This window comes from Synechococcus sp. N32 (assembly GCF_900473895.1).
GTDB lineage: Bacteria > Cyanobacteriota > Cyanobacteriia > PCC-6307 > Cyanobiaceae > Parasynechococcus.
In genome coordinates this window covers 1-18,734 of the sequence record NZ_UCND01000010.1, presented here as the reverse complement: position 1 = coordinate 18,734, position 18,734 = coordinate 1, and the positions used below count along the sequence as shown (strand labels likewise).

Genomic DNA, 18,734 nt, shown 5'->3' with positions numbered 1-18,734 from the left:
ACACTGAATGCATCGAGATCGGAGGCGTTCATGAGAGACGACGGTCCAACCGAGCAGATCCAAGAAGCAGGCTGACTTTCTGGCCCCTGCTCCAACAGTCTCAAAAATGACCTGGGTTGGTCGTTTGGTTAGGTACACATCAGATACGTCACGCCATTCGATGCTCCATTTTCACCGTCTCAGGTGCCCTCGGAGAAAACGACCCAACACCTAGAGCAAATGGCCCCAGGGCGCCTCTAGCCAGAAGCTTCGACCCTTTCTTTCTACTCAGCAGTGATGGGTTGAACCATGCACAAACGAGCGAGCTAGGCCGTCTCTCCACCGGGAGGGGCGGCCTTCCTCTATGGGCATTAGATCCTGCGCTCTAAGCAAAGGCCGAACAGGAGAGCTAAAAGTAACAAGCGATACTTGATTTGAGAGCTTCTGTAACCGCACAAACACGTTCCTGATGTTACAAAAGAGCGCCATCGGCTCTTCTGTCATGTTCGAAAAGCTTGTTGTAATTCAGCTTGGCGCTCTCCTCTTCGCCAACACTCACGATCACGGGACGGAATGGGTGAAGTGGGGAGGGATCGTCGTTTCTATTGCAACGGTCGTTGTGGGTGTAGCGACTTGAAGCTGGACGGCTTCGACTAGCCCTGCATGGGCGAACTAGGCCGTCTCTTCCACGTGGGAGGGGCGGCATCTTTTTTACAAAGTAAATCGTTCAACATTAGTATTTTGCATTAAATAATCTGGATGAATGTATTTGACCAAGCAAATACAATAGTCGGATTCTATTAACTCGGCTTGCGTCAAGTCTGCTGTATATTATTGGTGGTTTAACTTAGTATAGATGCATAAATGAGATGCATCAGTGCTCTTGGTGACCTCCATGTGTCACATAAGAACAAGGAGCGTAAGGCTGATATCTATTATGTATTAAATCTCTTGGTTTTATGCGATTTACCATTGTTTATGCGTCTGCAACTGGTCACACAGAAGACATTGCGGAAAGGTTAAAAGTGCTCCTTCCTGGATCGGAATTAAAAGATCTTGATAGAATAGACTTTACGAAAGAGCTGGAAGAGTCTGAAGCACTTGTTTGCTGTACTCCAACGTGGAATACGGGTTCTGAATCGAAGAGATCCGGCACATCATGGGATGAGCATATTGAAAATATTCCTCATTTATCTCTAATAGGCAAGCCGATTGCGATTGTGGGTTTAGGTGATTCTGCGGCATTCAGCAAGTACTTTTGTGATGCAATGGAAGAGCTTTATAAATCATTTGAATCTGCTGGAGGCCGTATGATCGGCCATGTATCAGTTGAGCAATATATCTTTGATGATTCCAAAAGTGTTGTGGACGGTATGTTCTGTGGCCTCCCATTAGATGAAGATAATGAATCCGAAAAAACCGATGAGCGACTTCAGTCTTGGTCCAGGCTAATCATGAAGGAGGCGATTATATAAAAGCCTGAGAGCGCAATATATGATATTTTGAAGCTTAGTCAGCTTCTATTGACTTCCTCTCGCGCGCTTGAATTATTACCAAGCTTCATTTTAAATTTCTCCTCTAAAAAATTAACAGGTAAACCGCCAAAAATAGCAACAAGGGCTGGGGTCAATGCCATGCTTACCACTAATAGGCCAATTGGCTGTCTTGTGGATTCGCGAATGGCAATAGCAAGAACTCCGCTACACATAAGTGTGTAGAGAGAGAAAATAAATATCATCTTCAATGAACGCTTCATAACCTCTTGGGTTTTGTAGACAAAATACTCTTTGCAAAAGAAGGATGACTAGGTGACTTTAGGCTCATCACATCAGCAGTCAAATAACGCTGATCTGACTCCCTGCATCGTCAAAGAGGGAGCCAGTGGTGTTATCAGCGCCCAATGGTCATCACTCCATTGGAGGGAGGTTCCGAGGCTCCGCAACAAGTATGGCTTTTTGTATGGATGCTGTTATGTCGTGATGAGGCAATGGCAGTAGCCAAATGATCGTTGCCTATGTTTCGATGTGGTGGAGTCAATAATCAGACAACGCTGTACTGGCTTCTCACTGAAGAAGAGAAGCCAGTTACTGTTCAGCGCCCCAATGACTGTGGATAGGCCATTGGATGGAAAGCCCTAACGGCAGAACTTCCAAAAATATTATTACCTCTGCTGTGAGTTGAGTACCAATCAGATGATGTAGAGGTAGTGATCAAATGAGTCTCACCAACTTCACCAAAGATGCTTATTTGTGCATACCTCAGCTTTGACCCTGAGGACTAGTCCCGTAGATGATATGACTTAACGCCAGCACTATGCCAATGATTGGCAGCACGAAAGGAACCACGGATCAGGATCTGGCTTGGACTATATGATGAACACCGCACGAGTAGAGCGCACAGGCAAATATCACTTTTCGATGTTCAGGCGCCAGTAACGCTTAACTGACTCCCCCCGTTCAGAAGAGGAGTCAGTCCCTGAACAGCGCCCAATGGTCATCACTCCATTGGATAGAAGTGCTGTAATAGAACTTCCACAAGAATTGTCTCACTAGCCATGAGTTAAGTGCAGTACAGATGAGGTAATAGCTTCATCCAAATGCACGCCAGAAATGTTGTGGAATGTTTGGCACTATGACCTAGACAAAGTGAGACATCATTATTCGCTTTGACCTGTGGTCATGGAGCGTTAGAACTATTAGTAGGTCTAAGAATTCAGTTAAAGTTTAGGTGCGTTTAAATCAGACCTAGTATTGAAAAAAGACCTCTGCTCAGAACTATTAATAATGCAATTGATGCGCAAGCAATAAGGTTTAGTGATACCAGCTGAAAAATGAGTGGACTTTGCATTTGTTCTGGAGTTCCCTCGTTTTTTTGTTTTCCAAGGGGCTTGTCCCAATAGGCAAAGACCAGTCCTTTCTTGACCTCAAGTGTGTTGCGTGTGTTGAGTGCTCCGTAGCCAAACTCACTAATTATTTCTATTTGTTGCCGGATTTTTTTGCTCTCATTGACAAAGATCGATTGAATCCAATCGCTATGTGTTTTGATTCCAGCGGCAATCCAGAAGATCGCGGTAACCCCAACAAGAACATTGAGAATGTCCATCAATGTAAAATCATATCTTCGTTGGCTCCGGCTTCCTTGTGAAATAATTTGATAGTAATACATGTCTTCGATGCTGCTTTTACAAGGTGAATATCGATCTCATTGGGTAGTAATAATGGCGACTGAATGCTTATCTTGTTACATGCTGATCGTATATTTTATGCTTCTACTGGCAGCCAATCCTACTCTACTCATATTAAGCAGAGAAGGCTTGGCTCGATTAGACATATTGACTACATGTTTTCCTGCTTGGCTTTATTGATATTTCCTACTTTTCCAGTTTGGTTGTTTGATTTGGTGGCATCACTTTTGATTTGTCTTCAGTCTGATTTTTGCTTGATATTGCAGTTTTCTCCTTAGCTGGCTTTGGCTGTTCTCCCGCAGATGCTATTTCTTTGTTAGTGCTAGTCGTATTAATATTTTTCTCTATCTTTTGCCTTTTTGCTCCAGGGTCTTTCTTGTCCGGTGTGGGTGCTCCCTTTGCGACTGCTGTCTTTTTTTTGGGTTTAAGTTTGCTTGTATCTAAGGAACTTTCGCCTAGAGACTTATATCCTAGAAAGATTAGTCCACCCACAACCGGAATTGAAGTAAGCCCACCCATCGCAATTTCGAATTCGCTCAACGCCATAGCTAATTGGCCGTAATGATCAAATCCATCATTAAAGAGCGTTGCCACATTAGACTTTTAAAAATTACCTAATGTGGTATCAAATGGTCTTTATAATATGCCTTTTGTAATCGCGAGGTGTCTTGATTATCTTCGATAGAGGTATTCATTGTTTTTGCCAGTAATTTTTTAATGTCTTTAATAATGCAATATCACTTCAGATTAATTGGCCTTCCTTTCTGCCAGGGCTCGCTTGCCATTCAAGCCATCAAGTCAAAACTCTCGAGTTGACTCAATATCAGCTTCTCGTCAACCCTGTTTGGATCGAGCACCTGATTTGTCGTCAGAAATAATTGAAAGGTGTTATCGGCAGATATATTTTCATGCAATGAGATGTGATCGTGATCGATTTTTAGAATCACAGCTTAGGTCAGGTTCTATCACCGTAAGAGATTTTATGAGAGGACTACTACTTTCGGATCGTTTTTATAGGGGCTACGTCGAATGCAATGGGAACGATCGAGTAGTTGAGCAGGTCATAGGTCGTGTCCTTGGTCGTCCTGTTTACGGACTAGATGAAATAAAATCTTGGTCCATTGTTATTGCCGAACAGGGATTTGCAGCTTTTGTTGATGACATCTTGGAATCTCCTGAGTATTTTGAGAGATTTGGAATTGATGGAATTCCCGATCAAGTAAATCGTATTTTGCCAGGACGCTCTCAAGGAGAGATGCCTATCTATCAGCGACTTCCTCGCTATGGAGAAAGTTGGCGTGATCGACTGATTCGTGACGAATTAATGATCTCTGTAGATGCCTTCAATAAAATCAGTCGGCCAATGACGGTATCCCGTCTGATTTATGAAAAGCCCGAGGGGCGTCTTTTTAAACTCTGGTTTGTTTTCTTGTTTCTTTTAGGCATTGGAAGTGTTTCCTTGGTTCTTTTAGTCTTCCGCCAGATGTTTACGATTTGAGCTAGAGATTGTGTCAAACCAGAATTATGTACATTTCGGAAAAATCAGTTGGGGCAGCTTTCTCCGCTAAATCAGGTAATTGCAGTGGTCTTCGCACTGGGCTAGAGCCATCATTGGGTGGAGCATTACGTGAAAAAGCAGTTTGGGTTGATGAGTCTGATTGCATTGGCTGTCGTTACTGTGCACATGTGGCGTCTAATACTTTTGTTATGGTCCCAGAAACAGGTCGTTGCCGTGCTGTGCGACAAGATGGCGATTCAATAGATCGAATCCAGGAGGCGATTGATACCTGTCCCGTTGATTGTATTCATTGGAAAGACTTTGAAGACCGTGATGACGGCGTAGAGATATGAGCTATTTGAATACTTTGGTTCTTCTTTGACTGAAGAAACAAGATGCTATGAACTTGTTTGAGGGATACGTCGATCAATTTTTGATCTATAAAGGTTTGAATACTTCGTCAATGGCATGCAAACTACTAAGCACTCTTGCGCATATTATCCTGTGGCTACAGCTTCAATCCGTAAAAAGCCATCGAGAAAGAAGGCAAGATTTACTGCTCTCAGCCATGTGCTGATGGTCATGCCGGTGATGAGTAATGTTGCTCTAGTTGTAATTGCTGCTAATTATTCGCAGCAGTCACATCCCTGCAAGTCATCCACTCTGCATTCTTTTAAGGGAACCACCGATACACAGCTAACTACATTTGAATCCCTAAGTACTCGTACTTGAATCCCGCCGTTCGATTCCTCTACTAATTCCAGAGCTAGGCCAACTAGCTCCTCATTGTTCGCATCATTGTAATTCAATATCACAAGACGTTGAGATACTTTTGAATTCAACACGGATGATAATGATTCCTGGGAAGTTGATTAACGCTGAACTGACTCCCCCGTCGATCCTCATTGGCAGAGAAGTCAGCGTAACTCAGCGCCCAATGGCTGTAGTTAGACCATTGGCTGGAGGTTGTGGACGCTCCAGACTAATTATTGCTCTAGCTACGGATTAAGTGCTGACAATATGAGGCGTTTGCAGTGACTTAATGAGTCATATCAATGTCGTGGACTCGTTGCCTACAAGTGTTCATACAACGCTGATCTGACTCCTCCCCTTCATAAGAGGAGTCAGGCCGTTGCTTGCTGTGTCGGCGCGGGATGGTAACGCTGACACTCAGCGCCCAATGGTTATTGGAGAAACCATTGGATGGAAGGCCCATGCGACTGAATCTTCCAACTAAAGTATGAAATGCTGGTCGGATCTGCGTGCAGCAGATTTTTCGTATGGCAGTTTCAAATGAGTATTTGCACTGTTGCGATGCGTTGTCCTGACCAGTCGACACCATCAACTAAAAAAGTAGTCAGCTCATGCATTACTGCTCAATAACCATACCCGTCCAAATTGAGCCAAGTGCTGTGTTCCCACCGATACAAATTGCTGCTACAAGCATCCCGAAGTAAATGAGCTTGACGTACCCAAGGTTTGTTTCGGGTGCCCAAACATCAATCTCCTTTTTCGTCATCACCCCATCCCCATCTGATCAAGGATTCCTTGACCGGTGAGTAGCTCAGTGCCAAGGCCAATGATGAATCCCATCATGGCCAAGCGGCCATTCCAGGTTTCAGCGAAATTAGTAAAACCCCACTTGCTGTCCATAGAGTCTTTAGGAAATTAATTATTTTATAGGTGTTTCTCTTCTGCTGTTGCGCCAAATGAATCAACCGGACCCATATTCCTTCCCCTGAGCCGAACGCGGCTTTGACAGCACCCAGGACCCACCCGGATGAAAACGGAGTCTTGTCATTTCACAGCCCGTTGCCAGTTACCGTTTCGGGTTTTTGAGTTGGTGTTGGACCAAATACTTCAACAGATGTTCCGTGCATTCCTGAAGCGATGGATTTTGGCCGAATCCCTCGTTTACAAGTGGCATCTATGGGTGCCATTTGCTCAGCGGTTCGATCCCGTTGACCGGCATCGTTTACAACCGCCCCTGCGGTTACGCCATCACATGGTTCATGTGCTCAATATGTTCTGCCTTTGCCTGATGTCTAATCATGCAAAAGCCCCGAAATTCGGGGCTTTTGCTGACCTTGGACGGGCAACTACTTATAGAACGAACTATTGCGAGACTGTGGGTCTTGACGCAAAAAATACGTTTTAAAGTAGCGCAAGGGGCCATCTCCCCTCTCGCTAGCCCAGCGAGAGAGAAGAGTGCATTGGCCCGTCGATCCCGTCCAAGGACGACTTAGTTAGCTTGACCGAGGGCTTTCGTATTGTCTGTGACAAATACTTTCAATTGATGTGGCATGCAGCACAATTGATAATCACTTGTGAAGCCTTGGGAGAGGCTTAACTGAACATTCCGAAAACACTTTTTCGTTGTGCATCCTTTTCATGTCTTATATTTTACTCGATCAAATCAATTTCCATGCATTCCTTAGTTAATTTTGTACAAAATCTACTCTATTAATCTTTAGGCTCTTATTAGCTTATCGATTAAGTTGGTAGAGCCTAACTGGCATTATTTTGTTCATGCCCCTTTGGAGAACGGTCTAGTACGGTTTGAAACTAAAACCGAGCGTGCGCTTTACGCCAAAGTTATCGCCTCAGAGGCGAACTGGATGGAATCCCAAACCTGCGATCGTTTCATCACTTATTTAAGGGCACGGCAAGATTTAGACTCTTTTCGAGAGGGATTTGAAGCCAAGAAAAGTTAGAGCTTTATGGTTGGATTTCTCTCAACGCATGAAATTTAAGTTGTAAAGCTGCTAATTTGCATCTCTATTTAGGGTTTTGTGGAGATATTCATAGGTTGTTATCGTGTGCCTTCTTGCTATTTCTGTTATGAGGCGTCGACGCCGTTGTTTATTTGCTAACAGTGTGAAATATCTTTTGGTCTAAGTATGGACAAAGTTTGACAGATTAAATTCTGATTTAGATATTATTATATTCTAAATTCTATTTACCATGTATCAAGATTATACCGCTATTGCCCTTTTGCTTTTTGCGGCATTGCCGCTTTTGTCTGTTGCTGTTGCAGCGTTTTTCTATGTTAGGAACAATGAAAGAAAAACGCCACTCAAGAGAGAAGACTTTCATCGATAGATCTAAGGTAAATAGCTTTTGCGTGGATCATGATTTGATCACGAAGCATGTCTAGGTGACTTGTTTACTTTATTTTGCGATGAACCGGCTATCGGAATAGTTGACCAATTATTTAATTAATCACGATATACTTTCATGCCATGCAGGCGACTTAGTTCTCTAAGATCTGTGCATTCTGAGTAAGAAATGATTTTTAGATCTTAGTTCATGATCTGGAGTCCGCTTTCAGTTAGATAGCGCTGAACTAATTTCCGGTCAGTAGAGAAGCCACCTTTTCTATCAGCGCCCAAGGACCACGGCTTGCAATTGGATGGGGGTTTGGGGACTCCGAGCACAAAATCATCTTTGCTGTGTAGTGGTCTTTTTCTAGATCAAGCGATGTCAGCGTCCAAATGATGGTGCCCACGTGCCGAGTTGTAGTGGCTTTCTCATTCGGCATCATTGCCAGCGGTTCAGACCCTTGGAACGATGTGACTCACGAGGTCAGCGTTGACCCAGTTGGTGACGTGATTATCCACATATTTTACCTGGAAATACTTTGGAACTTTAGGGCTTTTGGCGCTACCAATGACGTTAACCACGTCAGCCATGTGCCATGTCCCATCTGTTTGCTTGATGATCACGGCCATCCCTGCCTTGACGTGTAGAAAGATCGGATCTTTTTGTTGGGGCTTCGAGGTGTTCTTTTCATGATCAATGGACATACATCTTTTCAAGTAGGTTCCGACCGCTTCAGGCAGTTCGACATGTACAGCCCATGAACGAACGCTGATCTGACCCCCCGCATCGTCAGAGAGGGAGCCAGTGGTGTTATCAGCGCCCAATGGTCATGCAGGGGCCATTGGATGGAGGTGGGCCTCCAAGGTCACCATCGCATTGTCCATTGCTACTGCCCGTTCTTAAGAGAAGGTGACACTGATCAAATGAGACTCGCCAACGTCCATAACTTCACCAAAACCGTGAACGAGCTGCTGTTCCAGGTTGAGCTGCAGGGGCTGAAGCTTTAATCCGGTTGTCCACCGCAAAGGTGAAAAAGCCGAAGGTTTCCAATAACCATCTCTGCTGTGCCTCAAATCACGGCGACTCCTGCGAGCAACTCAGGGACTTTGTTTTGCGAGATCACTCACCCATCTAACGCTGAACTGACTCCCCGCTCGCCAGAGAGGGAGTCAGGTTGCTCAAGCGCCCAATGGCAAGGGTTTCGAGCCATTGGATGGAGGTTTGGGGACTCCTTAGACACAATCACCCCTGTCAGGAATGAGACTCGATACAGATGAGTTGGTGGCAATGGCTAAATGAGTCACCCGAATGTTGTCGCAAGACAAATCGTTGAACGAGCTCGCCGCTTGTGACGAGCATCCAGACCCCCCTAAACATGCGCTCCATGGTCATGGGGGAACCATTGGATGGAGGACTTGAAGCTCTGTGAAATGGATCTCACTGGTGATTGGCAGAGCTCTGTGCTGATGTGGAAAGGCTGGCCACCCTATTAGAGATGGCAAGTTGGCGGTCGGTGACCCAACCCACCCCTCTTTCCTGGGGGCATCCAGTGATGGGTATTGCTTTTTTGTTGATGGGATTGCCCGACCTGCCGTTCATGCACCTGATGACTCTCGGGCCCCAAGTGGTCGCTCTCCTTCATGGACCCCAGGAGCATCAGCTGTTTCTTGACTTTCTTTTATCTGTACCGTCCAAACGGTGAGCTTTCTCCCATCGCCGCAGGCGGGTGGGGGTCTGATCAAAACAAAAGCTGTGTTCCTTGTGTCTTGACAAGGAATTACAGCGCATACGCTCAATAAGAACGTCTCAGCGTTGTAAGCGATCTATCGGGTACTCAGTGAGCGCGGTGTACTGGGCCATAACCACATCAAGCCGATGCTTCGAATTCAGGGCGATGCTCAGCTGCTCCGCTCACTTCTTCTGAGTACTGAGGGAGCTTGCTTGCAGCGTATTGAGAAAGAATCTCAATTTGAGGGCCTTATTGAGAATGACTTGCAATATCGACAAGGAGTCTGTACTCTTGCGAGTAATTCTCAATCGCGATAGTTCGTGACGACCTCTTCCTACCGGTTCTTGCCGGATGATCCTGCGGCACCTTTGTCGATGCCCAGGCTTCAGACCGTTCTGCTGGATCCTGCCGGTCGCGATCAGGCCACCGTTCTTGAGGTGTTGGAGGGGGTTTGCCGGGTGTATTGCCCTTGTGAGGAAACCGAGGGAATGACTTTGGCGTTTTTGCAGTCAGGAGACAGGCTTCGTACTGATCGCATGTGCAGCGACGGGGCTTGTGTTGAGGCACTTACGGCCCTGAAGTTTCGACGTGATTCAGTCTCCGCAGACGAATTCGGAATCGACGCAGTCAATGAGTGGACGTTGCAGCTCCTGAGAGTCCGTCATCTGGGCCAAGCAGAACAGCGGCTTCATGCTCTGTTGGCACTTCTGGTTAACCGCCTTGGTCTTCGTTGCAGTGATGCTTATCAGCTTCCCTTCCGTTTAACTCATGATCGTTTTGGTGAGTTGATCGGTGCTACCCGGGTGACCACAACCCGTCTTCTCTCGAAATGGCGTCAAGCTGACATGATCGCCATGTCGTCTGGCGATGTCACGATGCGTATTGCACCTGACCTCATCAACTCTTCACCACTCCAATTTTGAAGATCGTGAATTCCTTTGGTGTTCTTGGAGATCTCTGCATAGAGGCTGAATGGATGCGTCGACGACTTGAATGTGCGAGTCGTTCAATACAGCATTGTCAGCATCCTCAGCTTAAAGAACGTCTTTTTGCGGAAATATCTTGTTACCAGGCTAGATGTTTTGTTATGAAAGACTCTTTGAATATGATTAGCCATTCTCTTGATTGTCAATCTATACAGAAATTCCTTTTAGAAGAATTGTTGTCCCGTTGCCTATCAACAGTTCAACTTTCGTGTCGTCTTATTTAAACTGCTACTCTAGCTATTCACGGAAGCCTTAACGGCTAACGATTTGGGCAATTATTGTTTAGAATTTACGCTATTTTAAAGTTAGCAGACTCAATCATTACGCATCTTTTGATGCTCCCATTGATTTGCTTGGCTTTGTTCTGAAATTAAAAATCAGATGACGTGCTAATTTTATAGACCATTCAGTTTGCATTGCCTTTGCTTTTTTGTTTTAGCTTGGTATTTCTTAAGATCTAGCCAAAAGAATCATTTGACTGGCCGCCGTTCAAAGTATTTTTTAAAGTTTGGCATTGGTCTTTAGAGTTCGACATGCTTGTTGGATCAGCCATACTTGAAGAATTCATTGACCACATTGAACGTGATGACTTGGTTCGTCTCCGTTGGCTCAAGCGTATCCGCGAGACAGGGTTTGACCAAGCACTATCGGAGTATCGCGAGTCTTTGAATCGCCTTAGACAGTCTTAGATAAGAATTTGTCTGGGAGACCTAGGTGAATGAGTTGTCTGGGTGTAACTGATTTCACTTGCAGTTGAAACAAGCTTTAATCCAGGAGAGCGATGATTTGCGAATCTTGATTGGCGATCTCTTTTGCATGACTTTCACTATTTTCTTCGCCACTTCTACTGGCAAGACCGAGGATGTGGCTGATCGACTCAAAGAGCTTCTTCCTGGAACAGAAGCGAAGGACGTTGACAACATCGATTCAATCGATGAATTGGTTTCAGCTGAGTCGTTGATTTGCTGTGTTCCAACCTGGAATACAGGTGCTGATGAAGCCCGGTCAGGAACAGCTTGGGATGATCTGGTTCAGGAAATTCCTGACAAGGATTTTGCTGGTAAATCAGTCGCAATCGTTGGTCTTGGTGATTCCTCCGGTTATTCAGATTTCTTCTGTGATGCCATGGAGGAACTGTATACGGCCTTTCTTCAATCTGGTGCCAAGTTGATTGGTAAGGTTTCCACAGAAGGATATACCTATGATGACTCAAAGAGTGTTATTGATGGTAAGTTTTGCGGACTTGCAATCGATGAAGACAATGAGTCGGAATTAACGGATCAACGTTTGCAGGCATGGGTTCAGCAAATTAACAACGAGTCTTGAACTTATCTTGTTGCTAAACTGTATACATAAGCGCCCTAGATGGCGCTTTTTTTATCGATGCACCCAATCTACCCGGACGTCCTTTCGCTTATTCAAATACTTGTCAATCGCCATCGCTGCAATGCATCCATCAGAGCAAGCAACAACAGCCTGTTTAAAGGGTGTATTGCGTATATCACCGATTGCCCAGACTCCTTCTAGATCTGTCATCATGTCGCTGTTTACTCTCACTCCACCATTTGGGTTAACCGGTACCTGTTCTTGTAGATAATCGGTGATGGGAAGCGAGCCTGTGGAGTATACAAAAGCACCCTGAACTTGGATCATCTGCTCATCACGATCAGCAGATGATTGCACTTTGACAGCATTAACTCCCTGATCATCTCCATGGATGGAGGTGAGCCTTGTGCGCTTCCAATGCTTCACATTTTTTGAATTGAGAAGGATTTCTACTGCTTGAGATTTTACGTTTGGTTTATTGTTGGTTATCCAATGTACTGTTGATGCAAATTTTGTGAGTACAAGTGCCTCATCAATTGCTTCATGATTTGAACCATAGACAGCTACTTCTTGGTTTTTATAAAAAGCTCCGTCACAAGTCGCACAATAACTCACCCCTTTACCAAGAAATTCGTTCTCACCGGGTAGTGTTGATGCTCTTCCCATTGCACCAGTTGCAAGTACCAATGTCTTCCCGACGAATGTACCTTCTGGTGTATATACAGTTTTTTCTGAATCAGTCATGCTGATACCATAAACTTGAGCCTGCTTGTATTCCGCTCCATAGTTAATTGCTTGATTTCTCATCGTTTTTAATAATTCCTCACCTGATGTGTCTCCTTCCACACCCGGATAGTTTGCAATTTTGTGAGTGATAGCAAGTGCACCAACAGCTGGATTTTTATCCAGGATAATTGTCGATAGATTTGACCTTGCTGTATACAATGCACAAGAGCAACCCGCTGGTCCTCCACCAATAATGATGACGTCGAAGGTATTCATTTGATTCATGAGTTGGTTTTACTAATACTCAGATTCTTGCAGCTATTAGGGACTTGGTTCTGATCTTGTTCAGGTACCATCCTGACAAATGATTCGATCATTTTTGCAGTTTGACTCCACTCTGTAAATGGGAAGAAATGCCGTCCGTTAGCTACTTTTTGGTAGCAGTCCCCAGGTTTTAGGCAGTGTCTCCATCTGATATCACTCTGCTCATCAACAACAAAGTCTTTTTCACCATTAATCACCAGTATGGGAACTTCCGCTCTATTTAGATTCGTGATTGGTTGGCTTTTGACAATAGATCCATACACTAAATCATTATCCAAGCATCTTGCTAATAGCTTTGTCATAATATTGTAAACCTGTTCAGTTTTTGCATCGACCAATAGTCGGCTCAGATGGCTTAAAATATGAAATCTTGAGCAGGGTAATTGGCTCCGCATACTCTGATAATGACTAGTCCATTGATTTGTCGAGTGGGTATCTACTGATAGCACGGAAACTGATGATATATTGTTGGGATATTTTTGAGCAAATAAATATGCAATTGTACCGCTTATACCGTGGCCTACAAGGTGAACTGGAGTTGAAGAGTTCTCTATCGTGTGCCTCATTAGGCTGTGGACGACTTCAACATCACATGATTCATCAAGATCATGTTCGAATGACCATCTTTTGACTTCAAAATGCTGATCCAAGCTTTGCGCTGTTCGCTTGAAAAGGCAATACAGTGAAGGTTGGAGATCAATCCAAAGTATCTGACTGGTGCTCATCTGATTTTATTTTTCATATTTTCTGATGCTTTTGATTATGTTTTCTCCCAGAGAAGACGACTGGCTGTATTCTTTATCACATCCAGGGCGATCAAGCTTTCACCTTTGATTCAGAAGAAAGCACAACCTTTCCTTTCCTTACTTGTTCTTTGATCCTTTTAATCAATTTTTTTTCTATTGGATCGGCCTTTGATTCGTAACTCAGCATGTTCTGATAGATTCTGTCGCTTATTTTGTTGAAACAGGACGCATTTAGATACTGATCAACCAAACTAATCTGGCTTTCCCTAAGTAGATTCATTTTGCGATGATCCTATCGTTCCATCCATTGTCACCAAAGCTCTTCTTCGCAATCAGTCTTTACGATCAAATCTGATGTTGCATAAGCTACGCATAGAAGTGAATAGCCGTCTTCCATTTGTTCATCATCAAGAAAACTTTGATCAGATTGATCAACTGTTCCTTCGATGATCTTTCCTACACAGGTGCTGCATGCTCCAGCTCTGCATGAATAACTCATATCAATCCCAGCCTGCTCTGCTGCCTCTAGAACGTATTCATCATCAGGACATTCGAAGTATTTGACTCCATCAGGCATCCTTAATTCGACCTTGAATGAGGTCATTACTCCATCTAAAATCATACAATAACTGCAATTAGTTTCCTCTGCTCATATATGTATCTTGCATGAGCATCATTGGCTACGTTCTAGATTGATGTTAGCTATTCACCCGTCGCGCTTATATGCTGTTGACAGGCAACATTCAATTGTTGTTTGATTGATTCGCGTGCTTTCATTTATTTTATCCCTCAAATATTGGCTAATGTCATGAATTCAAATTCATCCCTTAGAGTTTCACGCTATTTAGGGTCTCCTAATGGTTGGCGTAAAAAACGACTGAAGATTGCATTGGCACTAAGAAACCAAGGGTGGTCTCATCGGCTTATTTCTGAATACCTTGAGGTTTCCCCGAAATCGTTGATGCGGGATATTAAGTGTTTCGTAATTGATCCACAAGGGCTTAATAGTTGACACCAGAAAGTTGATACCTATTGATCAACTTTCTGGTTTGAATGAATTATCCCTGAAGGGATGCAGGTTTATTATTGCCTTGATCAAGCTCATTGTCGATGAGCAATAAAGCCGCCGCTTGATTATCTGCAAACTTCACCCGACCAAGAAGGTGTGCAAATTCATGTTCTGATTGGGTTTGCATTTCCACCATCGGGTCGAGAAACACCGTGGTACGCGTATCGCTCACTCTCTCTGCCATTGAATACAGCTGTTGCAACGAAGCTGTGACGTCAACCTCCATTTGAAATGCGGTTGCCATCACATCTGCAGGGGATGCCCAGTTCTGCAAGGGAGCATCAACCACTTGAAGCGCAACGCTTTGACCTCGAGCAATGATGTATTCCGCGAATTTGGCAGCATGCTCATGCTCGCTGTTGGATTCGTCTCGGAAGAATCGGGAAAATCCCCTTAACTCCCGCTCCGCAAACCAGATTGCTGCAGCGAAATAGGAGGCATGGGCCTGCCTTTCCATGTTGAGGTGGGCTTGGATCGCGCTTAGGAGATCAGGGTCAATTGCTTCTGCAATTGCACGACCTGATGGGCCGCAGGCGATAGATGACGCGGAGACCGAATTGGTTGTGCTCAGCATTTTTTACCTGTCAATGTCCAAATGATACGCATAGGCAAGTCGAATTGCTCGAATGGTGTGTTATTTGCACCAAGTTAAATGAGAGTCATTATCAAAAGCAACTGAAATCTAGATTTTTCCAGTCAATTGTTGAGCTATTCAGATCAACGCCAGCCAGAATCTGCCATCACTTTGATTGCGGTTTTCTGCGTTGCGCCTAAAGCACTAATAGAAATATTGTCTGGGGTAAATTGTCCAAATGCTTTTAATTCTTTCGATGTGCCAAGGTTTTTCAGTGGATATTCAAAGGTTGGCCCTGCAATCAGTCTGCTACCTTTTGGTGACGAAATAAACTCAATAAATTGAAGTGCTTCTGCTTTGTTTTTTGCGGACTTAGCAACTCCTGCGGCACTGATATTCACATGGGCTGGATTTGGCATAATCAATTTAATGTTTGATGTCACCCTCTGATCGTTTTTACCACTTGCCCCTGCCTGCATTCGTGCAAGATAGTAATGATTTACAAGTCCAACCCCGCATTTACCTTGTCCAACTGCACGAATTAGTGATACATCACCACCAAAGTAAGGCTGGCTTACATTCTTGACCATTCCTTTGACCCAAACAGAAGCATCACTTTTACCCTTCAATATGATTTGATCTGCTACCAGTGATTGGTTGTAGACGTTTTTTCTTTTACGCAAACAGAGTTTTCCTTTGAGTGCTGGATTTGCAAGATCGGAATAGGTCTTAATCGTCTTTGGATCAACGACATTGGGATTTACAATGACGGCTCTTACGCGCCTCGTGAAACCAAACCATCGATTTGATGGATCGCGATAGCGTGAAGGTACATTCGACTGGAGTTCACTCGAAGACACCGGCTGCAGAAGACCTGCTTCTGCAGCGTTGTTAATCCTTGCTGCATCCACCAACAGAATCACATCGGCGTTTGAATTTTCTCCCTCTCGTTTAAGACGTTCAACCAGTGATATTCCTGTGGCCTCGATCAGTCTGACTTTGATCCCAGTTTCTTCACTGAATTGTTTGTAGGCAGCACGATCAGTGTTGTAATGCCGGCCTGAGTACACCCTTACTTCCTTTGCTTCCACTGAAGGTAGGGCAGCAATTGGTGCCACCAGACTCAGCGCTGCAAAGAACCTACGCATGCTTCAAAACATGATTTCACCTATGCTAGGTCTGTAAATCCAGTTGTCAGCTGTTTTTGATTGTCTGTTTCGTAGCATTTGTTAAACGCTTTTATTCCTGAGACTCTTTGACCGATGGACTTCCTGACGCATTCTCTATTGCCTCTTCATGAAGTTCGTGACCTTCAGCAGCGCCTCAGTGCTCCCAACCTTCCCTGGCGAGATGGCCGACTGACCGCAGGGGACCAGGCTGCATTGGTGAAGAAAAACTACCAGCTCGATCCGAATGCTGAGCTCACACTTGCGATTAGCAATTGTATTTCTACAGCATTAACGAGTGACCCCCTGGTCAAAAGTTTTTCACTTGTTCGTAAGGTCCATAGTTTGTTGGTTTCTAGATCAAGTGCTGGAGATTCTTATGGATGGCATGTTGATAATCCTTTCTCCCGCCATGGTCGCCGGGATTTGTCTTTCACCTGCTTTCTCAGTGATGAAGATTCCTATGAGGGCGGATCATTAATGATCCAAACTGGTGGTGAGGACACCAAGGAATTTCGCTTGCCACCTGGCCAAGTTGTTCTCTATCCGTCATCCACACTTCATTGTGTTACACCGGTTTTGAGCGGTGAACGTTATGTATGTGTCGGCTGGATTGAGAGTTATGTCAAGGCAGCTGACGACCGCTCAATGTTATTCACTATCGATGCTGGTGCCCGGGGTTTGTTAGCTCGCCATGGACGATCGGATGAACTTGATCTGATCTTTCAAAGCTATACGAACGCTGTCCGACGTCTGTCGAGCTGATTTGTAGCTTTTGATAGCTTCTGCGTGATTTTTGTAGTGTAGCTCTTGCTTAGAATTGGATTAGTTGAGCTATCCCAATGCCAAAGCCCTCTGCTATCTCAGTCTTTGCTGCTGCGACGTCCCTTCTTGTTGCATCGGCCCCATCTGTTCACGCACAGAGTGCTGGCGGCCTTAAGGAGTGGAATACTGATCAAGATGTGAATGAGGAAAGTGTGTTGGATTCCGATGCTGCTGCTCTAAAGAAAAAGGCAGAGCAAGAAGATATTTGTGTTCCTATTGGAGAGGGCGAGAACTGCTGGTGACACCATTCTGATTTATTCCAAGGGGGCAAATGCCCCCTTTTTTTATGCCAATAAAAAAGCGCCCCGAGGGGCGCCTTTTCTTCTGATCTTTATGATCAGAATTTGAAGGTTGTCTTGACAAGACCGCCAAGCTTGTTGGCGCCATCAATTTGATCCTTACCCTTGGCATCATCAACCCAGAACACTGCGGGAGTGATGGTGATGTTGTCGGTTACAGCGAAGTCGTAGTAAGCCTCGATGGCGAAGTTTTGGTCGCCGCCATTGGGCCGGTCACGAATTTCGGTTGCGTAGCTGGAATAGGAACCGAAGCCCAGTCCGAGTTTGTTGCCCTCCATGAAGGCATCATTCCAGTTCAGGCCAACCATCCAGCCTTTCACGGCCTCTGCATTGCCGTAGTACTCACTATCAGCCCAGCCGAAGTCCAGACCCGCACTGATGGTGGGAATGAAGCCGCTGTCTTCTGGCGACCAGTACCCGCGCAGGCCGACGGCGTGCAGGGGGTGAGCCAAGTTCTTAGCAGTGGGGGTTGAGTAACCCATTGCTGCTTTAGCTGTCGATGACCCATCAGGCTGGCGTGCATTCTTCAGGGCATAAAGCGCTGAGAGATACCACTTACGGTTGCCATAGCCAACTTGGCTCAGCAGGTAAGCATCGGTGTCTTCACCGAACATCTGCTTTTTAGAGGTGCTCTTTGCACCGTCACCACCGTCGGCAACGTAGTTGACCGCAATGTTGAAGGCTGCATCACCAGGGTCAACATCCTGACGCCACTGCACACCAAAGCCCTGACCGGTGCTGGCACCCAGGACTGCGCCGTATCCACCCAGTTTGAAGGCCTTGAGGATTGGCTTGTAGCGGGTGGGTGTCTCGATCATGTAGTAGTTCTCGATCAACGGACCAACCGTGACCTTGAACTCATCCCCAATTGGGAAGCTGTACCAGAGCTTGTCCACTTTGAGGGTGTTATCACCGCTCTTGGCATCGGACAGATATGAGTCTGATTCCGTCCAGACGTTGCTCATGTTGCCTGAACGCAGGCGGGTGTACAGCCGATCCTTACCGGTGAAGGAGGTGTCTAAATTCAGGGTGTAGCGGTAAGAGAAGTTGAAGCCGTCGCTTTCGCAAGCTCCGGCTACTTCCTCATTGCACTCATCACGATCGTCATACTTCACGGCACCCATGAAGAAGTCGGCCTGACCACGCAGCTTGGTGGTGGTGGAGAACTGGGTTGCTTCCAGTTCGCCCACGCGGGCCTCGA

The 18,734-nt window shown here is 45.2% G+C and carries 18 protein-coding genes; 7 read left to right on the top strand and 11 right to left on the bottom strand.

What is annotated here, in order from left to right; genetic code table 11:
* Window positions 1-938 precede the first annotated feature (938 nt).
* A complete protein-coding gene (fldA, locus tag DXY35_RS03540) occupies window positions 939-1,454 on the top strand; it encodes a flavodoxin FldA (RefSeq protein ID WP_115081125.1) in 516 nt (171 codons plus the stop codon).
* A gap of 38 nt (window positions 1,455-1,492) precedes the next feature.
* On the opposite strand, the gene DXY35_RS12375 is transcribed toward fldA (DXY35_RS03540), so the two are convergent.
* The 3 genes from DXY35_RS12375 to DXY35_RS03530 all read right to left on the bottom strand — a co-directional run bounded on the left by DXY35_RS12375 (window position 1,493) and on the right by DXY35_RS03530 (window position 3,757).
* Entirely contained in the window at window positions 1,493-1,735 is a 243-nt protein-coding gene (locus DXY35_RS12375; RefSeq protein WP_137006704.1) for a hypothetical protein, read from the bottom strand.
* Between the two features lie 977 nt (window positions 1,736-2,712).
* Window positions 2,713-3,144: a hypothetical protein gene (locus DXY35_RS03535; protein ID WP_115081123.1), complete on the bottom strand. Its 432-nt coding sequence runs from the start codon at window positions 3,142-3,144 to the stop codon at window positions 2,713-2,715.
* A gap of 205 nt (window positions 3,145-3,349) precedes the next feature.
* Window positions 3,350-3,757 (bottom strand): hypothetical protein, encoded by a 408-nt coding sequence (locus tag DXY35_RS03530; protein WP_115081122.1) that lies wholly within the window; start codon window positions 3,755-3,757, stop codon window positions 3,350-3,352.
* A 157-nt stretch (window positions 3,758-3,914) separates the two neighbouring features.
* Between DXY35_RS03530 and DXY35_RS03525 the strand changes: the two genes are divergently transcribed.
* Both DXY35_RS03525 and DXY35_RS03520 read left to right on the top strand, forming a co-directional pair.
* A complete protein-coding gene (locus tag DXY35_RS03525; protein ID WP_115081120.1) occupies window positions 3,915-4,661 on the top strand; it encodes a phycobilisome rod-core linker polypeptide in 747 nt (248 codons plus the stop codon).
* 26 nt (window positions 4,662-4,687) lie between these two features.
* Complete coding sequence (locus tag DXY35_RS03520) at window positions 4,688-5,014, top strand: ferredoxin (protein ID WP_115081118.1); 327 nt, start codon at window positions 4,688-4,690, stop codon at window positions 5,012-5,014.
* 1,165 nt (window positions 5,015-6,179) lie between these two features.
* Here DXY35_RS03520 and DXY35_RS13075 read toward each other — a convergent pair.
* Together DXY35_RS13075 and DXY35_RS03505 are read right to left on the bottom strand one after the other, a co-directional pair.
* Window positions 6,180-6,314, bottom strand: coding sequence for a high light inducible protein (locus DXY35_RS13075; RefSeq protein ID WP_115081116.1), 135 nt, complete (start codon window positions 6,312-6,314; stop codon window positions 6,180-6,182).
* Window positions 6,315-8,215: 1,901 nt separating this feature from the next.
* A complete protein-coding gene (locus DXY35_RS03505) occupies window positions 8,216-8,587 on the bottom strand; it encodes a DUF3104 domain-containing protein (protein ID WP_371681728.1) in 372 nt (123 codons plus the stop codon).
* A gap of 1,279 nt (window positions 8,588-9,866) precedes the next feature.
* Here DXY35_RS03505 and DXY35_RS03495 point away from each other — a divergent pair.
* On the top strand, window positions 9,867-10,415 hold the full coding sequence (locus DXY35_RS03495) for a Crp/Fnr family transcriptional regulator (RefSeq protein WP_114987779.1): 549 nt from the start codon (window positions 9,867-9,869) through the stop codon (window positions 10,413-10,415).
* A gap of 879 nt (window positions 10,416-11,294) precedes the next feature.
* On the top strand, window positions 11,295-11,804 hold the full coding sequence (gene fldA / locus DXY35_RS03490) for a flavodoxin FldA (RefSeq protein WP_115081149.1): 510 nt from the start codon (window positions 11,295-11,297) through the stop codon (window positions 11,802-11,804).
* 51 nt (window positions 11,805-11,855) lie between these two features.
* Here fldA (DXY35_RS03490) and DXY35_RS03485 read toward each other — a convergent pair whose 3' ends face one another.
* The 5 genes from DXY35_RS03485 to DXY35_RS03460 form a co-directional block, all read right to left on the bottom strand.
* On the bottom strand, window positions 11,856-12,806 hold the full coding sequence (locus DXY35_RS03485) for an NAD(P)/FAD-dependent oxidoreductase (protein WP_170950500.1): 951 nt from the start codon (window positions 12,804-12,806) through the stop codon (window positions 11,856-11,858).
* A gap of 5 nt (window positions 12,807-12,811) precedes the next feature.
* Window positions 12,812-13,579 (bottom strand): alpha/beta fold hydrolase, encoded by a 768-nt coding sequence (locus DXY35_RS03480; RefSeq protein WP_115081108.1) that lies wholly within the window; start codon window positions 13,577-13,579, stop codon window positions 12,812-12,814.
* 331 nt (window positions 13,580-13,910) lie between these two features.
* Window positions 13,911-14,204 (bottom strand): 2Fe-2S iron-sulfur cluster-binding protein, encoded by a 294-nt coding sequence (locus tag DXY35_RS03470; RefSeq protein ID WP_170950499.1) that lies wholly within the window; start codon window positions 14,202-14,204, stop codon window positions 13,911-13,913.
* Between the two features lie 454 nt (window positions 14,205-14,658).
* On the bottom strand, window positions 14,659-15,243 hold the full coding sequence (locus DXY35_RS03465; RefSeq protein ID WP_115081103.1) for a ferritin: 585 nt from the start codon (window positions 15,241-15,243) through the stop codon (window positions 14,659-14,661).
* Window positions 15,244-15,386: 143 nt separating this feature from the next.
* Window positions 15,387-16,391 carry an extracellular solute-binding protein gene (locus DXY35_RS03460; protein ID WP_115081101.1) on the bottom strand — a complete coding sequence of 335 codons (1,005 nt, stop codon included), beginning with the start codon at window positions 16,389-16,391 and terminating at the stop codon, window positions 15,387-15,389.
* A gap of 114 nt (window positions 16,392-16,505) precedes the next feature.
* Between DXY35_RS03460 and DXY35_RS03455 the strand changes: the two genes are divergently transcribed.
* Both DXY35_RS03455 and DXY35_RS03450 read left to right on the top strand, forming a co-directional pair.
* Complete coding sequence (locus tag DXY35_RS03455) at window positions 16,506-17,174, top strand: Fe2+-dependent dioxygenase (protein WP_115081099.1); 669 nt, start codon at window positions 16,506-16,508, stop codon at window positions 17,172-17,174.
* A 77-nt stretch (window positions 17,175-17,251) separates the two neighbouring features.
* Window positions 17,252-17,476 carry a hypothetical protein gene (locus tag DXY35_RS03450; protein WP_115081097.1) on the top strand — a complete coding sequence of 75 codons (225 nt, stop codon included), beginning with the start codon at window positions 17,252-17,254 and terminating at the stop codon, window positions 17,474-17,476.
* 95 nt (window positions 17,477-17,571) lie between these two features.
* On the opposite strand, the gene DXY35_RS03445 is transcribed toward DXY35_RS03450, so the two are convergent.
* Window positions 17,572-18,734: iron uptake porin (locus DXY35_RS03445; RefSeq protein ID WP_115081096.1), on the bottom strand; the 1,163-nt coding region annotated here is incomplete at its 5' end.

Excerpts from the sequence above, each read along its gene's own strand:
- DXY35_RS03465 (WP_115081103.1), bottom strand. The coding sequence starts at position 15,243 with ATGCTGAGCACAACCAATTCGGTCTCCGCGTCATCTATCGCCTGCGGC.
- DXY35_RS03450 (WP_115081097.1), top strand. The coding sequence starts at position 17,252 with ATGCCAAAGCCCTCTGCTATCTCAGTCTTTGCTGCTGCGACGTCCCTT.
- DXY35_RS03485 (WP_170950500.1), bottom strand. The coding sequence starts at position 12,806 with ATGAATACCTTCGACGTCATCATTATTGGTGGAGGACCAGCGGGTTGC.
- DXY35_RS03455 (WP_115081099.1), top strand. The coding sequence starts at position 16,506 with ATGGACTTCCTGACGCATTCTCTATTGCCTCTTCATGAAGTTCGTGAC.
- fldA (WP_115081125.1), top strand. The coding sequence starts at position 939 with ATGCGATTTACCATTGTTTATGCGTCTGCAACTGGTCACACAGAAGAC.
- DXY35_RS03480 (WP_115081108.1), bottom strand. The coding sequence starts at position 13,579 with ATGAGCACCAGTCAGATACTTTGGATTGATCTCCAACCTTCACTGTAT.
- DXY35_RS03470 (WP_170950499.1), bottom strand. The coding sequence starts at position 14,204 with ATGACCTCATTCAAGGTCGAATTAAGGATGCCTGATGGAGTCAAATAC.
- DXY35_RS03495 (WP_114987779.1), top strand. The coding sequence starts at position 9,867 with ATGCCCAGGCTTCAGACCGTTCTGCTGGATCCTGCCGGTCGCGATCAG.
- DXY35_RS03460 (WP_115081101.1), bottom strand. The coding sequence starts at position 16,391 with ATGCGTAGGTTCTTTGCAGCGCTGAGTCTGGTGGCACCAATTGCTGCC.
- DXY35_RS03535 (WP_115081123.1), bottom strand. The coding sequence starts at position 3,144 with ATGTATTACTATCAAATTATTTCACAAGGAAGCCGGAGCCAACGAAGA.
- DXY35_RS12375 (WP_137006704.1), bottom strand. The coding sequence starts at position 1,735 with ATGAAGCGTTCATTGAAGATGATATTTATTTTCTCTCTCTACACACTT.
- DXY35_RS13075 (WP_115081116.1), bottom strand. The coding sequence starts at position 6,314 with ATGGACAGCAAGTGGGGTTTTACTAATTTCGCTGAAACCTGGAATGGC.
- DXY35_RS03520 (WP_115081118.1), top strand. The coding sequence starts at position 4,688 with ATGTACATTTCGGAAAAATCAGTTGGGGCAGCTTTCTCCGCTAAATCA.
- fldA (WP_115081149.1), top strand. The coding sequence starts at position 11,295 with ATGACTTTCACTATTTTCTTCGCCACTTCTACTGGCAAGACCGAGGAT.